This window comes from Bacillus sp. 7894-2, from assembly GCF_002272225.1.
Taxonomy (GTDB): domain Bacteria; phylum Bacillota; class Bacilli; order Bacillales; family Cytobacillaceae; genus Cytobacillus.
Window position 1 is genome coordinate 1 of sequence record NZ_NPDG01000022.1, and the last position, 13421, is coordinate 13421.

A 13421-nucleotide genomic window follows, 5' to 3' on the forward strand; every position below is an offset into this window, starting at 1 on the left:
TTTAATAAAGAGATAAGAGGTGCAGGGGACTATGAAGCTATTTATTATCATTGGGGCAATTAATGCCTTTTTATCAGTCGCATTAGGGGCTTTCGGAGCTCATGGACTTGAAGGAAGAGTGGAGCCGAAGTATTTAGAGACATGGCAAACAGGTGTAACCTACCAGATGTTCCATGCAACAGGCCTTTTAATCATTGGCGTTCTTCTTGGCAAGCTGCCGGCATCATCTTTATTATCGTGGTCAGGCTGGCTGATGGTAATCGGCATCATCCTGTTCTCAGGAAGCTTATATGTGCTGACTTTAACGAAAATCAGCGTGCTTGGTGCCATCACACCGCTTGGAGGAGTCTCATTCCTTGCGGCTTGGGTGCTTGTGATCATTGCGGCAGTCAAATATTTATAAAAGGAAAGGAGCTTTGACTTGGGGTCAAAGCTCCTTTTTGTTGCGGAAGATGGCAATGTCCTGACGTTTTCAGCCGCCAGAAGCAAAGCATTTCCTGTTATCTCGGCGAATACTGCGACATTCCCTGTCCTCCGCCAAATGGATATTCATATTCGATCTCTTCATCAAACGTCACATAGTCTAAGTAGATCATCGGAAGGAGGATGCGCTGGCCTGTTTGAGGATCGCTCAGAATCAAGTGATCACGTCCGGCCGCCTCAATGAGGCCTTTGAATATTTTGGCGTTCCATTCCGTGTTGTTCTCAAATGTGGCATATACAGTCGCAAGTTTTCCTTTGTTCAGGCGAAGAATGTTTTCGATATAGGATTGTTCAAGCGGAAGCATTCCCGGAACAGATGGAGAAGCTGTCATGCCGCCCATTCCGCCGCCAGCGCCTGCTGCACCTGGAAACATTCCGCCCGAGCTCGCACCTGGCATGGCTCCGCCTGTCTGTGCCGGCTGAAACTGCGGCTGGGCCTGAAAGTTCTGCGGCATTTGAGTGCCGTCGCTATAACGCTGCTGGTAACCATAATAAGGGTATTGACCATAATTTGATTGACTCAATTTAGTCCCTCCTAAGTATTAAAATCAGCATGTTCTATCCGCGTATTTGAGAGTAGACTGCCGGACAGTCCTGCGGGTTGAATTTAAAATAGAAACTCACTATTTCATTACTATGTAGGGGCATGTTTTTTTATAACCGGAAGAAAAAGAAAAACTCCCAGCCGAAGCCGGGAGCTTTCATCCTTATATGTGAAGGAACTGTTCTACTTTGTCCTCTGCGAGGATGTTTCCAACGAAGAAAGAGCCGAATTCGCCGTAGCGGGCACTTACTTCATCAAAGCGCATTTCATATACAAGCTTTTTAAATTGAAGAACATCGTCAGAGAAAAGGGTAACGCCCCATTCGTAATCATCGAAGCCGACAGAGCCTGTGATGATCTGTTTTACCTTGCCTGCATACTGGCGGCCGATCATGCCGTGGCTGCGCATCATATTGCGGCGGTCTTCCATCGGAAGCATGTACCAGTTGTCATTGCCCTGGCGGCGCTTGTCCATCGGATAGAAGCAGACATGCTTCGCTTTTGGAAGCTCAGGGTAAAGGCGAGCCAGGATCTGCGGATTCTGGTATGGATCTTCTCCTGCCGGCAGATAGTTGCTCAGCTCGACAACAGACACATATGAATGAACCGGAACCGTGAATTCAGCTAATTTTGATTTGTTGAATTCGTTTTCAATTTCATTCAGCTCTTCCATAGTAGGCCTTAAGATCATCATCATAAAATCAGCTTTTTGGCCGACAATTGTATAAAGGGCATGACTGCCGTTTTTCTCGCTTTGTGTTGTGTTCCACTTGTCCACTAGGGCCATAAATTCGTGGATCGCTGCCTGGCGCTCTTCGCTGGGTACCATTTTCCAAGTTGTCCAATCAACTGTGCGGAAGTCATGTAAACAATACCAGCCATCAAGCGTTACTGCTGCTTCACTCATTATAATCACTCCTAATATGTACTGAAATTCTCATCCCTACTATACCATAGTTTCTCCAATTAACATGTGTACAAAACTTGAAATGTTGGAATTCCTGCTGGTGACAGGTACCTATACCAGTTCGCCTAACTGGTATAGGTACCTGTCACCACCATTAAAACCCGTTTACAAAGAGTGCATTATGGATATCTTAAAAAAGGTATGAAGCTGCGCCAGCAGAAGGTTATTTATTATTGGAAATTTACCGAAAACAAAAACATTTTAGTTGGAAACGCTATCAGCGGGTGAACTCCTTGAAATTCTTAGGATGAAGAGTATTCTAAGGGAGTATATAGGAGAAATTCTATTAATTTGAACGGAAAAAATTATGGCCGTAGGAGGAATTTGCATGAGTGACTTATTCACAGTATTGAAAGAAAAAGTAACAGGGCAGAATTTACGAATCGTTTTTCCGGAAGGACAGGATGAGCGTATTTTAGCGGCTGCCGGAAGATTGGCTGCGGAAAAAATCATCACTCCGATCCTGATTGGAAACATCGCCGAAATTGAAGCGAAAGCAAAAGACATGGATATCAGCCTGGATTTAGCTGAGATTTATGACCCAAGCAGCTTTTTAATGATGGATGAGCTTGTGGCTGCATTTGTTGAAAGACGCAAAGGAAAAGCGACAGAAGAAGATGCACGCCGGATCCTTCTGGATGAAAACTATTTCGGTACTATGCTTGTCTATGCGAACAAAGCAGATGGCCTGGTGAGCGGTGCAGCGCATTCGACAGCTGATACGGTGCGCCCGGCACTTCAAATTATTAAAACGAAAGAAGGCGTGCGCAAAACATCAGGTGTCTTCATCATGGTCCGTGACGATGAGAGATATGTTTTCGCCGACTGTGCCATCAACATCTCGCCTGACAGTCAGGACCTGGCGGAAATTGCGATTGAAAGCGCCAAGACAGCCAGAATGTTCGATATCGAACCGCGTGTAGCAATGCTTAGCTTCTCGACAAAGGGCTCAGCCAAGTCTTCGGAAACGGATAAGGTTTCGGCAGCACTTGAAGCAGCTAAGATTCGTGATCCGCTATTGATCATCGATGGGGAATTCCAATTTGATGCGGCATTTGTTCCATCTGTAGCTGAGAAAAAAGCTCCGGATTCACCAATCCAGGGTGATGCGAATGTATTTGTATTCCCTAGCCTGGAAGCCGGCAACATCGGCTACAAAATTGCCCAGCGCCTTGGAAACTTCGAAGCAGTGGGGCCAATCCTTCAAGGCCTGAACCGCCCGGTTAATGATCTGTCCCGCGGCTGCAACGAGGAAGATGTCTATAAGCTTGCTTTAATTACAGCAGCTCAGGCCTTAAATCAATAATACAGCATTTGAGAAGCCGGTCCCTTGTGACTGGCTTTTTTGCTATAATGTATCTGGATATGGCCATTGGCCGGTAAAGGTTCGAATATGGCCGATAAAAATGATCATTAAACGATAAAGCTGCAGTTTAGGCCATTAATCTAATTGATACTGCGATTACAATAGATAAATTCTGCCGGTTACCTGATATTATCGGCAAAAGGGGATCAAATAAAGATGAATTCGCAACAAGATTTGCTTTTTCAGGAAGAATGGCGGGTCATTGACCAGTCTGCTGCGGGAATCCACTTAAATGCCCTGCACTCATTTGGAATGGATGATACGCTCTGTGCTTCTGTCGGCGCCGGCGCGGCGCCTGCCACTGCGAGGACATGGGTGCATCATAATACAATCGTGCTTGGCATACAGGATACGAAGCTTCCTTTTCTGAATGAAGGCATTCACTTTCTAAGAAGCCAGGGGTTTGAAGTGATCGTCCGAAACTCCGGCGGCCTGGCAGTTGTCCTGGATCAGGGGGTCCTGAATATTTCGCTGATTTTTCCTGAAAGGGAAAAGGGAATTGATATCAACCGCGGCTATGATGCGATGTGGCTCCTCATTCAGGAAATGTTTTCCGATTTTCATAAGGAAATAGAAGCCCGTGAAATTGTCGGCTCCTATTGCCCGGGAAGCTATGATTTAAGCATCGGGGGACAGAAGTTTGCAGGCATCTCGCAGAGGCGCCTCCGCAATGGCGTGGCTGTGCAAATCTATCTGTGTGTGGATGGCAGCGGAAGTGAGCGGGCCGATCTGATTGGCAAATTCTATTCTCTTGCTAAAAAAGAGGAACTGACGAAATTCGAATACCCTGAAATTCAGCCAGCTGTCATGGCATCACTGTCGGAATTGCTGGGGACAGAGCTGACGGTTCAGGATGTAATGCTCCGCTTTCTCCAGGCCTTGAAAAAGAAATCCGGCCGCCTTTATGCAGGGCAGCTGGCAAATGAGGAAGCAGGCCTGTTTGAGGGCTATTATCGACGTGTGATTGAGCGGAATGAGAAGGTGCTTGGCAGCGAATAAATAAAAGAAGAGCCGCAAGACTCCAGGTCTGCGGCCCTCCTTGAAAGGCATTGCTGCCAGCTTCTCCTGCTCCGGATGCCGGGAAAATTTTGAACTCTGATAACTGTCTAGCTCCAGCGCCTACCCCCTCGAGGTCATAAGCCTGTCTAGTTTCGGCTCCTAGGGACTCGGGGTCATAAGGCGGTTCCTTTCAGAAGGAAAAACCCCTTCTTACAGGAACCGCCTTATGCCTGTCGTCCCTGAGCAGTCTCCTCCACTTTTCGAGCAATCCTCCCAGCAAGGCAAAGAACGCCTTACCGTGAGGCTCGTCTTATGCTTGAGGCCCACAGGACAAGGAAGGCTCCGTCAGCATAAACATCGCACGACCAAAAGCGACAGCTTTTGGGAGGATGTGGGTCATGCAGGCGTTGCCACAGGACGTGGCGTACTTAGTCTGCGTTCCTTCGTGAGCAAGGCGCTTCCGCTTTTCCTTATTCCGCGACTCTCTCCAAATTGCCGTTGCGGTCCATTTTAAACTTGGATGCCGGCCTTTCTTCTTCATCAAACAGAACAAAATTGCGGGCTCTGTTCATAATTTTCATCAGTGTCTCGTAATCTTCCTGAATGGTTACGGTATTCTGCTCCAGCTTGCCGATTTTACTCTCAAGCTCTTCATTTTGGCTTCTGAGATCTGCATTTTCGCGCTTCAATCTTTCATTCTCATTCTTTAGTATATCAACCTGAATACCCGAATGATTCAATGTTTGCAAGTATGCGATAACGGTATCCATATCCAGCTGTGCAGGTGCCGTGTAAACCGGCTCTGAATAGGTGTAGGATGGGACTGATTCTGTCTGCACAATCGCTTCATCCTCTGTGCGCTCCTCGTAAAAATCTGCCGGTGACGGCGGTACGATGGCATTTGTCTGAACTGGCGCTGCTGAGACCTCCTGCATCGTCGGAACCGGCGGAGAGTATAAGAGTTTCTTTTTGCCGCCCTGATCCTTTCCTAGCATTCTTTGTCTCTGCTTGCGCTGTTTTTTGGCCAGCCCAAGCGCTTTTTCATATTGATGCCTCACCACAGCGTTCCAGCGGAATCCGCATGCCGCTGAGGTGCGGTTCAGCTTGTCTCCGACTTCCTCAAATGCGTTTAACTGAGTGCTGCCTTCCCTCACATGCCGTAAAACGGTCTCTGCCAGCAATAAATCGTTTTCATCTGTCCAAGCGTCCTGACGTATTTTCATATAACCTCAACTCCCTAATTATTACTTTTTGCTGTTGCCTTAGTTAAAGGATGGACAAACCTGGCAGGTTTTATACAAAGGTGATTAAAAGGATAGTAGATTATTTTAAAAATTTTTATTTTCGCTAGATACGTATGGCAGTTTTGTGAAGTTTACTAAGATTCACCACCCAAGTTAATGATTACAGCTTGCAATGAAAGTCGATTAGTTTTAAAATAGCCTGTAGCAGTTGGGCAGGGCAGTCCATTAGTTTGAATAGGAATGCCGTGCAGCGGACATGCTTTAACGAAGAAGATACTTAGGCGCAAAAAGCGCCGGGACTATATAAAAGATTGACCGCAGAAAGGGTTGTACTAAGATGGCAAACGAATTCCGTGTTTGCGACGATTGTCAGGCAGTAAATCTGAAGACATTGGTACCGCGATTAAAAGAAATAGATCCAGAAGCAAAAATTGATGTCGGCTGCCAGTCCTATTGCGGACCAGGCCGTAAAAAAACATTTGCTTTCGTCAATAACCGTCCCCTTGCCGCACTGACGGAAGAGGAATTGATGGAGAAAATTAATAAAAAGCTGAAAAAATAAAGATCACCCTGACTCCTGTCCTGAGGTGATTTTATTTTTTGCCTGAGTTTATGATTTAGCCGTGATTGGTAAATAGACTTAGGAGGCAATATTGTTTTTAGAAAAGTCGAAAAATATTTCTTGGCCAGATGATTGCTGTATCGCGGTTTCTGTCGAACTGCCATGAAAAACGGTGAATTTTGTGATGAATTGACACCCTAATCGGGATATAATAGGTATACGCCAGAAATTGGGAACAACAAGCTCGGATTGCGTGGAAACAGGAAAAGCGGAGGGTACGGAATGGCATATTCAGCGGAAAAGTTAAATGAGGAAAAAGTATTCAAAGATCCTGTTCATCGGTACATACACGTCAGGGACAGAGTCATCTGGGATTTAATCGGGACAAAAGAGTTCCAGCGCCTCAGAAGAATTAAGCAGCTCGGGACAACTTATTTAACCTTCCATGGTGCTGAGCACAGCCGCTTTAATCACTCGCTCGGAGTTTACGAGATTGTGCGCCGCATTTCCGATGATGTCTTTTTGGGAAGGCCGGAATGGGATGAAGAAGACCGCATCCTGACTTTATGCGCGGCACTTCTCCACGATTTGGGGCACGGTCCGTTCTCGCACTCTTTTGAAAAAGTATTCGACCTGGATCATGAGCATTATACGAGGGCGATCATTCTCGGAGACACCGAGGTCCATCATGTGCTTACAAGGGTAAGTGCCGATTTTCCGCAGAAAGTGGCGGATGTGATTGCCAAAACGTCTAAAAATAAGCTGGTCGTCAGCCTGATTTCCAGCCAGATTGATGCGGACCGGATGGATTATCTGCAGCGGGACGCTTATTTTACCGGTGTCAGTTATGGCCATTTTGATATGGAGCGGATTCTGCGTGTCATGAGACCGCGGGAAGACCAGGTCGTGATTAAGCAGAGCGGGATGCATGCTGTTGAGGATTACATAATGAGCCGCTACCAGATGTATTGGCAGGTGTATTTCCACCCGGTTACCCGCAGTGCAGAGGTCATCCTGACGAAGATCCTGCATCGCGCAAAAGATCTGCATGAACAGAAATACAAATTTAAATATGATCCAATCCATTTTTATTCTTTATTCAATGGGGAAATCACTCTTGAGGATTATATAAAGCTTGATGAAGCTATTATTCTTTATTATTTTCAGATGTGGCAGGAGGAAGAAGATCCGATTCTGAAGGATCTCTGCTGCCGCTTTATGGACAGGAATTTATATAAATATGTTGAATTCGACCCGGCGAAAGAATACAAGAAGCTGGCAGAGCTGTCGGCATTGTTTAAAAAGGCAGGCATGGATCCTGAATATTATCTGGTCGTCGATTCTTCATCAGATTTGCCTTATGATTTTTACCGTCCGGGCGAGGAAGAAGAAAGACTGCCGATTCATCTGCTGCTGAAAAATGGGGATATCCGCGAGCTTTCCCGTGAATCAGAGATCGTAGATGCCATTTCAGGGAAACGCCGAACAGATCATAAGCTGTACTTTCCGGCTGATTTTATTGCAGACGACAGCAAAAAACCAAACATTAAAAAGCAGATTAAAATGCTGCTGGAAATCGACTAAAACATAGATACGGGAAAAAACGGAGTAGGAGATGAAGAGCTTTGTTAAAGGATCACGCCAAACTAATGCACGCCATTGCAGTCTCTGAAGAAATCGTGGGACGGAAAAAGCTGCAGAAAATGATTTATATCGCCAAAAACATCGCATTTCCCTTTCAGGAAAGATTTCAATTTCACTTTTACGGGCCATATTCGGAAGAATTGACACTAAGGGTCGAAGAGCTCTGCAACATGGGATTCTTAAACGAAGTTAAGGAAAAAAAGGGCGGCTACTATCAGTATCGGTACACGCTCACTGAAACCGGCAAGGAATTTTTAGGCATCAACACAGTCGAGATGCCGAGCCTCCAGGACTGCCTGCTCGACATGAACGGCCAGAATGCCAGATTCCTTGAACTCGTCTCAACGGTCCTTTATTTCAATGACCTGCCAAAAGAAGAAGTGAAAGAAAAAGTCTTTACCCTGAAAAGCAAACAGCGCTACACGGATGAAGAAGTGGAACAGGCGTATCAATATATTGAAAGCTTAAGAGAAAAAGCCGGGCTGCATTGAGCGCCCGGCTTTGTTTTTTGCTGAAAAGGCTATCCGCAAATAAAGCCGCTCATTATGCAAAAACCCATAGAAAAAAGCAGTCTCCGTTATAGGAAACTGCCTCTTTTACGCAATTCTACTGGTCGCTTAAGCGTTTACCGCCGACAGCATAGTGATTTTTGGGCATTTCCTCGATAAATACGACGATTTTGTCTTCTGGTGCTCCAGTTGTTTCGCTGACGGCCGCTGTTACTTTTTCAGCGAGCGCTTTTTTCTGTTCCTCCGTACGGCCTTCAAGCATTTTCACGGTTACGTATGGCATTTCTTTTCCTCCTCATTATGTATGCTTGTTTGTATTTTTCCACTTTTTCCTGCAATGTGCAAGCCTGATTCCCTTTGACCAGGCGTTCATGTATACTTTTAGGTAAATAGCAGCGGCTTTTCCTACATAGTATGTATAAATAAAGCCTGGCTTTTTTAGCCGGCAGGAGAGGGAGTTTTGGCTTTTGGAACAATTTTTGGCGTTTTCTCTCAGGGAGATTCCCTATGTGGCGGTAACATTGATGATTGCCTTTACGGTTCATGAATTTGCCCACGCCTATATGGCTTATAAGTTTGGCGATCCCACTGCAAAAAATCAGGGAAGGTTAACGTTAAATCCCATGCAGCATTTGGATCCGATTGGGACGATCCTGATTTTTATTGCCGGTTTCGGATGGGCCAGGCCTGTACCGGTCAACCGCTTCTTTTTCAAAAATCCGAAGCTTGCCGGGATCTCGGTCTCCATTGCAGGGCCGATATCCAATCTGGTGATGGCTGTTCTGGGCTTTTTCATCTGGTATGCCCTTGCCGGAACAGGGCTCGCAGCTTCATTCCCAGCGTTTGTGGCAGATTTCCTGAATATCTTTATTCAGCTGAATTTAGTGCTGTTTGTATTCAACCTGCTGCCGTTTCCGCCGCTCGATGGCTACAGAATTATCGAGGATTTGGCACCGGCCCATATTCGCCCGAAAATGACCCGGTTTGAGGCATACGGCTCCGTTATTTTTCTGATCCTTGTCATTACACCGCTGGATCAATACACCATCCAGCCGATTTTTAACACCGTATTGCCGGTTTTGGCGAGCGGCCTAAATGATTTTTTCTATGAATTATTTATGACATAATAATAAGAACACAGTACTTGGATAGGAGGACGTGAAGATGGAAGAAAAAAAGAAAAAGAAAGTCGATTTTAATATTATCAAGAGCGACCCGACTGATGGGCATGGCGGATTCGGGGTAGGGACTCTTAGCCTTGATAATGTGACACCGGTCATTATTGATGTGGATGCCGCGGAGGCGTCTATTGAAGTGGGTGCCATGCATGCGCGCAGTCCAGTGGAAAAAGGCATCAAGTTTTTGAAAAGCAAAGAGGAAGTGCCCAACGGAAAGCCGTACTGGCTGATTTGGATTACCATTGACCGCAAAGAGGGAGGCGCCTACTATGCAGGCGTTACGGCCTGCGAAATGACGGTCGACAGGGAGATTCGCCGGGGCTACAAATCGCTTCCCGAGCATGTGAACCGCATGGATAAATCAATTAAAAGACATATCATTGTGGATCATATGGACGAAAAATCCAAAAAAGTGCTGGTCGATTTCCTGAAAAACCATGATGCTGGCATGTGGGAAAGATCGGCGGAACAGCTAAAAACAGATTTACAAGCCATTTAGAAAAAAAGTCTAATTTTGTGACGAAATTGTGACATTTTTTTGACGTGATTTTCTAACTACTTGTACAATTCCCGTAAAAAAAGTAAACTAATTAACAGTGTGAAGGCACAGTATAGCACTAGGACACGAAAAACCCCGGGATTCGGACCCCGGGGTTTTTCATTTTATATTTATTAAGGTGACAGGTACCTATACCAGTTGAGTGAAGTGGTATAGGTACCTGTCACCAACGGAACAACTTCTTATACCAAGGTGTCTCCGGCTTCGTTTCAGGCTGCTCTGACTTTTCTTCTTTTTTGTGGTTCAGGTGGTCTGTACAGTATTCCGCAGGTTCTGTACCTTCTGCAAAGTAGGTAAGGCGCTTGACGGGGCAGTTTTCCCCGGCTATTTTTCCGTTTGCGGGGTCGATGTAGACGCCGGCTGTGCCTTTAGGGGCTTTGAATTCCTTGGCTGGCTTCCCTTTATGGGCTTGTTCCATGAACCGGATCCAAATGTTTTTGGCATACGTTTTTTCAACGGTTTTTGTAATAACCTGGCCTTTGTCATAGCCGGTCCATACTGCGGTAACCAGCTGCGGTGTAAAGCCGGCCATCCAGCTGTCCGTTTCGGTTGAGCCCGACTTGCCGGCGTACGGGCGGGTCATATCATTGATAACGGTGCTTCCCGTTACCTGGGCATAGCCGTTCAGCTTCCGGTCAAAGATTCCCGTCATCATATGAGTCATGACGAAGGCGAGATCCGGCTTCAGAACCTTCATCTGGAACGGCTCCTGCTCATAGATGACTTCGCCTTTATGATTTTCCACGCGCTTAATCAGCACCGGTGATATCTTTTTCCCGCCGTTGGCAAACATGCTGTAGGCGTTCGCCAGCTCAATGACTCTCATACCCGATGTGCCGAGTGCCAGAGAAGGAACCTTCGCCATTTTAGAAGTGATGCCAAATTTCTTGGCTGTATTGACAAGCGTGTCTTCTCCTAAAAATAAATGGGTCTTCACTGCATACACATTATCAGATAAAGCCAGGGCTTGGGCCATTGTGATCTCGTCATCCGCATATTTGCTGTTGAAGTTATGCGGTGTGTAGTCCGGTGTGCCGTCTTCAAAGCGGAACGTCGTCTGCTCGCTTCGGATGGGGGTGGAAGGGGTGAATCCCTGCTCCAATGCTGCGTAATAAAGCAGCGGCTTGATCGTCGATCCCGGCTGCCTGACGGCCTGGACTGCCCGATTAAAGGGACTCTCCTCATAATCCCGGCCGCCGACCATCGCTTTCACATATCCGTTCTTCGGATTCATGGCCACAACCCCGACCTGAATCTCCGAGTCTTTTGAAATCATCTTATCCACTGTTTCTTCCGCGATTTCCTGTTCCTTCAGATCCAAAGTGGTATAAACCTTTAATCCGCCTAATTCAATGGTCCGATCATCCAGCTTCAGCTGCGTTTTTAAAGCATTGCGGACCGCATCCTGGAAATAGGGGGCTGTTTTCGCCCGGGGGTGCATATGCTCCCCGACAAGATCAAGCTCCTCAGCCGCAGCAAGATCTGCCTCCTTTTGGCTGACCATCCCGTTTTTCACCATCGTCTGCAGAATCACCCTCTGCCGCTGTTCTGCTTTTTCCGCTGATGCAAATGGCGAATAAATGCCAGGACCCTTAGGGATTCCGGATAAAATGGACGCCTCAGCCAATGTAAGCTCTTTGGCATCCTTCCCGAAATAAAAATGGCTAGCTGCCTGTGCTCCATAAGCCCCGTTGCCGTAGTAAATCGTATTTAAATAGCCTTCAAGGATTTCCTTCTTCGTATAATTCATCTCAAGCCTGATGGTATAAAAAGCTTCAAGCAGCTTCCGCTTCCAGGTTTTTTCGTGCTCGAGAAACAGGTTGCGGGCATACTGCTGGCTGATGGTGCTGGCCCCCTGAACCTTAGCCATTGCTTTGAGGTCAGCGAGAGCGGCACCGGCAATTCTTTTATAATCAAAGCCATTGTGATCGAAGAAATTTTTATCCTCAATCGAAACCGTCGCATCAACCAGATGCGGGCTGATGTCATCAAGAGGTGCCCAGTAGCGCTTTTGCCCGTTGTGGCTTTCTCCGATCACCGTGCCATCTTCAGAGAAAAATAAAGTCGACTGCGGAACAGCGAGCGGCGGCGGTCCCAGGATTTTGGCATATACCAGAATGCCCCCAATCATTACAGCAGCTAAAGCCATTCCTATTAAGCTAATAATGAGAAATGCACGCAAATATTTCATTGTTTTTCTGAATCGCTGATCGGTCATTAATTCCAAGTGTGGCACCCCCTGAATCTTTCTAAGTGCAATGCGAAAAATAAAATAAGCATAAGTACATATCCTTAGTATTGAAAAAACAGTCCGATTTTAAACATCTTCTCTATTAAAAAGCGAAATTTTTCTTGCAATTTTGCTAGATTCATCTATACTTTTTCTGTGTTTGTTATTTACATGTTAGGGAAGTATAAAAGATGAAAATGCTTTTTGCTGCTCTTTAGTGATAATTCATTTTTTTTATGGAAGGAATGATTAAAGAATGGGACTTTGGTTTACAGAGAAACAAACAGAGAACTTTGGCATTACGATGAAGGTGAAGCGTACTTTACATACAGAACAGACAGAATTCCAGAAGCTTGATATGGTGGAAACAGAAGAGTGGGGCAATATGCTGCTTCTTGACGACATGGTTATGACTTCAATCAAGGATGAGTTTGTGTACCATGAGATGGTTGCGCACATTCCTTTGTTCACACATCCAAACCCTGAAAACGTTCTTGTAGTAGGCGGCGGGGACGGAGGCGTTATCCGTGAAGTCCTTAAGCACCCAAGCGTGAAAAAGGCGACTCTTGTAGATATCGACGGTAAGGTAATTGAGTACTCAAAGAAATTCCTTCCTGAGATTGCAGGCAAGCTTGATGACCCGCGCGTAGATGTACAGGTGGGCGATGGCTTCATGCACATTGCTGAAAGCGAAAATGAGTATGATGTAATCATGGTAGACTCAACTGAGCCGGTAGGACCTGCGGTAAACCTATTCACTAAGGGCTTCTACGCTGGGATCTCTAAAGCTCTTAAAGAAGACGGCATCTTCGTGGCCCAGTCTGACAACCCGTGGTTCAAAGCGGACCTTATCCGCAACGTGCAGCGCGATGTGAAAGAAATTTTCCCGATCACACGTCTTTACACTGCCAACATTCCTACGTACCCAAGCGGGATGTGGGCGTTCACAATCGGCTCTAAAAAATACGATCCATTAGAAGTAAGCGAGGAGCGCTTCCATGAGATCGAAACAAAATACTACACAAAAGAATTGCATAAAGCGGCATTTGTGTTGCCTAAATTTGTTGCAGACTTAGTGAAGTAATGGACAGGCTGCTACTCAGAGCAGCCTTCCTGAATACAGAAAAAGTGAGGGA

General features: G+C 46.0%; 14 protein-coding genes. 9 read left to right on the top strand and 5 right to left on the bottom strand.

Translation table 11 applies throughout. The annotated features are described in order from the left end of the window. The first annotated feature begins 31 nt into the window (after window positions 1-31). Complete coding sequence (locus CHI10_RS04740; RefSeq protein WP_095243179.1) at window positions 32-403, top strand: DUF423 domain-containing protein; 372 nt, start codon at window positions 32-34, stop codon at window positions 401-403. A gap of 97 nt (window positions 404-500) precedes the next feature. On the opposite strand, the gene gerQ is transcribed toward CHI10_RS04740, so the two are convergent. Beyond that, window positions 501-938 carry a spore coat protein GerQ gene (gene gerQ, locus CHI10_RS04745; protein WP_370460309.1) on the bottom strand — a complete coding sequence of 146 codons (438 nt, stop codon included), beginning with the start codon at window positions 936-938 and terminating at the stop codon, window positions 501-503. 252 nt (window positions 939-1190) lie between these two features. Next, the gene (gene hemQ, locus CHI10_RS04750; RefSeq protein WP_095243181.1) at window positions 1191-1934 is read right to left on the bottom strand and encodes a hydrogen peroxide-dependent heme synthase; all 744 of its coding nucleotides are present in this window, start codon (window positions 1932-1934) and stop codon (window positions 1191-1193) included. A 388-nt stretch (window positions 1935-2322) separates the two neighbouring features. Between hemQ and pta the strand changes: the two genes are divergently transcribed. Beyond that, window positions 2323-3300 carry a phosphate acetyltransferase gene (gene pta / locus CHI10_RS04755; RefSeq protein ID WP_095243182.1) on the top strand — a complete coding sequence of 326 codons (978 nt, stop codon included), beginning with the start codon at window positions 2323-2325 and terminating at the stop codon, window positions 3298-3300. A gap of 216 nt (window positions 3301-3516) precedes the next feature. After that, window positions 3517-4359 (top strand): octanoyl-[GcvH]:protein N-octanoyltransferase, encoded by an 843-nt coding sequence (lipL, locus tag CHI10_RS04760; protein WP_095243183.1) that lies wholly within the window; start codon window positions 3517-3519, stop codon window positions 4357-4359. A gap of 470 nt (window positions 4360-4829) precedes the next feature. Here the strand turns inward: lipL and CHI10_RS04765 are convergent, their stop codons facing one another. After that, window positions 4830-5582 carry an RsfA family transcriptional regulator gene (locus CHI10_RS04765; protein ID WP_095243184.1) on the bottom strand — a complete coding sequence of 251 codons (753 nt, stop codon included), beginning with the start codon at window positions 5580-5582 and terminating at the stop codon, window positions 4830-4832. A 358-nt stretch (window positions 5583-5940) separates the two neighbouring features. On the opposite strand from CHI10_RS04765, the gene CHI10_RS04770 reads away from it, so the two are divergent. The 3 genes from CHI10_RS04770 to CHI10_RS04780 all read left to right on the top strand — a co-directional run bounded on the left by CHI10_RS04770 (window position 5941) and on the right by CHI10_RS04780 (window position 8300). Then, window positions 5941-6165 carry a YuzB family protein gene (locus tag CHI10_RS04770; RefSeq protein WP_048009460.1) on the top strand — a complete coding sequence of 75 codons (225 nt, stop codon included), beginning with the start codon at window positions 5941-5943 and terminating at the stop codon, window positions 6163-6165. A 282-nt stretch (window positions 6166-6447) separates the two neighbouring features. Continuing rightward, entirely contained in the window at window positions 6448-7749 is a 1302-nt protein-coding gene (locus CHI10_RS04775; RefSeq protein WP_048009459.1) for an HD domain-containing protein, read from the top strand. A gap of 41 nt (window positions 7750-7790) precedes the next feature. Further along, window positions 7791-8300 (top strand): YwgA family protein, encoded by a 510-nt coding sequence (locus CHI10_RS04780; protein WP_095243185.1) that lies wholly within the window; start codon window positions 7791-7793, stop codon window positions 8298-8300. Between the two features lie 115 nt (window positions 8301-8415). Here the strand turns inward: CHI10_RS04780 and CHI10_RS04785 are convergent, their stop codons facing one another. After that, the gene (locus CHI10_RS04785; RefSeq protein WP_095243186.1) at window positions 8416-8601 is read right to left on the bottom strand and encodes a 2-hydroxymuconate tautomerase; all 186 of its coding nucleotides are present in this window, start codon (window positions 8599-8601) and stop codon (window positions 8416-8418) included. A gap of 184 nt (window positions 8602-8785) precedes the next feature. On the opposite strand from CHI10_RS04785, the gene CHI10_RS04790 reads away from it, so the two are divergent. Both CHI10_RS04790 and CHI10_RS04795 read left to right on the top strand, forming a co-directional pair. Further along, the gene (locus tag CHI10_RS04790; protein ID WP_095243187.1) at window positions 8786-9445 is read left to right on the top strand and encodes a site-2 protease family protein; all 660 of its coding nucleotides are present in this window, start codon (window positions 8786-8788) and stop codon (window positions 9443-9445) included. A 37-nt stretch (window positions 9446-9482) separates the two neighbouring features. Continuing rightward, on the top strand, window positions 9483-9995 hold the full coding sequence (locus CHI10_RS04795) for a YwhD family protein (RefSeq protein WP_095243188.1): 513 nt from the start codon (window positions 9483-9485) through the stop codon (window positions 9993-9995). A gap of 223 nt (window positions 9996-10218) precedes the next feature. Here the strand turns inward: CHI10_RS04795 and CHI10_RS04800 are convergent, their stop codons facing one another. Beyond that, a complete protein-coding gene (locus CHI10_RS04800; RefSeq protein ID WP_095243189.1) occupies window positions 10219-12282 on the bottom strand; it encodes a transglycosylase domain-containing protein in 2064 nt (687 codons plus the stop codon). Window positions 12283-12541: 259 nt separating this feature from the next. On the opposite strand from CHI10_RS04800, the gene speE reads away from it, so the two are divergent. After that, window positions 12542-13369 (top strand): spermidine synthase, encoded by an 828-nt coding sequence (gene speE / locus CHI10_RS04805; protein WP_095243190.1) that lies wholly within the window; start codon window positions 12542-12544, stop codon window positions 13367-13369. Window positions 13370-13421: the final 52 nt, after the last annotated feature.

Excerpts from the sequence above, each read along its gene's own strand:
- CHI10_RS04740 (WP_095243179.1), top strand. The coding sequence starts at position 32 with ATGAAGCTATTTATTATCATTGGGGCAATTAATGCCTTTTTATCAGTC.
- gerQ (WP_370460309.1), bottom strand. The coding sequence starts at position 938 with ATGCCGCAGAACTTTCAGGCCCAGCCGCAGTTTCAGCCGGCACAGACA.
- hemQ (WP_095243181.1), bottom strand. The coding sequence starts at position 1,934 with ATGAGTGAAGCAGCAGTAACGCTTGATGGCTGGTATTGTTTACATGAC.
- pta (WP_095243182.1), top strand. The coding sequence starts at position 2,323 with ATGAGTGACTTATTCACAGTATTGAAAGAAAAAGTAACAGGGCAGAAT.
- lipL (WP_095243183.1), top strand. The coding sequence starts at position 3,517 with ATGAATTCGCAACAAGATTTGCTTTTTCAGGAAGAATGGCGGGTCATT.
- CHI10_RS04765 (WP_095243184.1), bottom strand. The coding sequence starts at position 5,582 with ATGAAAATACGTCAGGACGCTTGGACAGATGAAAACGATTTATTGCTG.
- CHI10_RS04770 (WP_048009460.1), top strand. The coding sequence starts at position 5,941 with ATGGCAAACGAATTCCGTGTTTGCGACGATTGTCAGGCAGTAAATCTG.
- CHI10_RS04775 (WP_048009459.1), top strand. The coding sequence starts at position 6,448 with ATGGCATATTCAGCGGAAAAGTTAAATGAGGAAAAAGTATTCAAAGAT.
- CHI10_RS04785 (WP_095243186.1), bottom strand. The coding sequence starts at position 8,601 with ATGCCATACGTAACCGTGAAAATGCTTGAAGGCCGTACGGAGGAACAG.
- CHI10_RS04795 (WP_095243188.1), top strand. The coding sequence starts at position 9,483 with ATGGAAGAAAAAAAGAAAAAGAAAGTCGATTTTAATATTATCAAGAGC.
- speE (WP_095243190.1), top strand. The coding sequence starts at position 12,542 with ATGGGACTTTGGTTTACAGAGAAACAAACAGAGAACTTTGGCATTACG.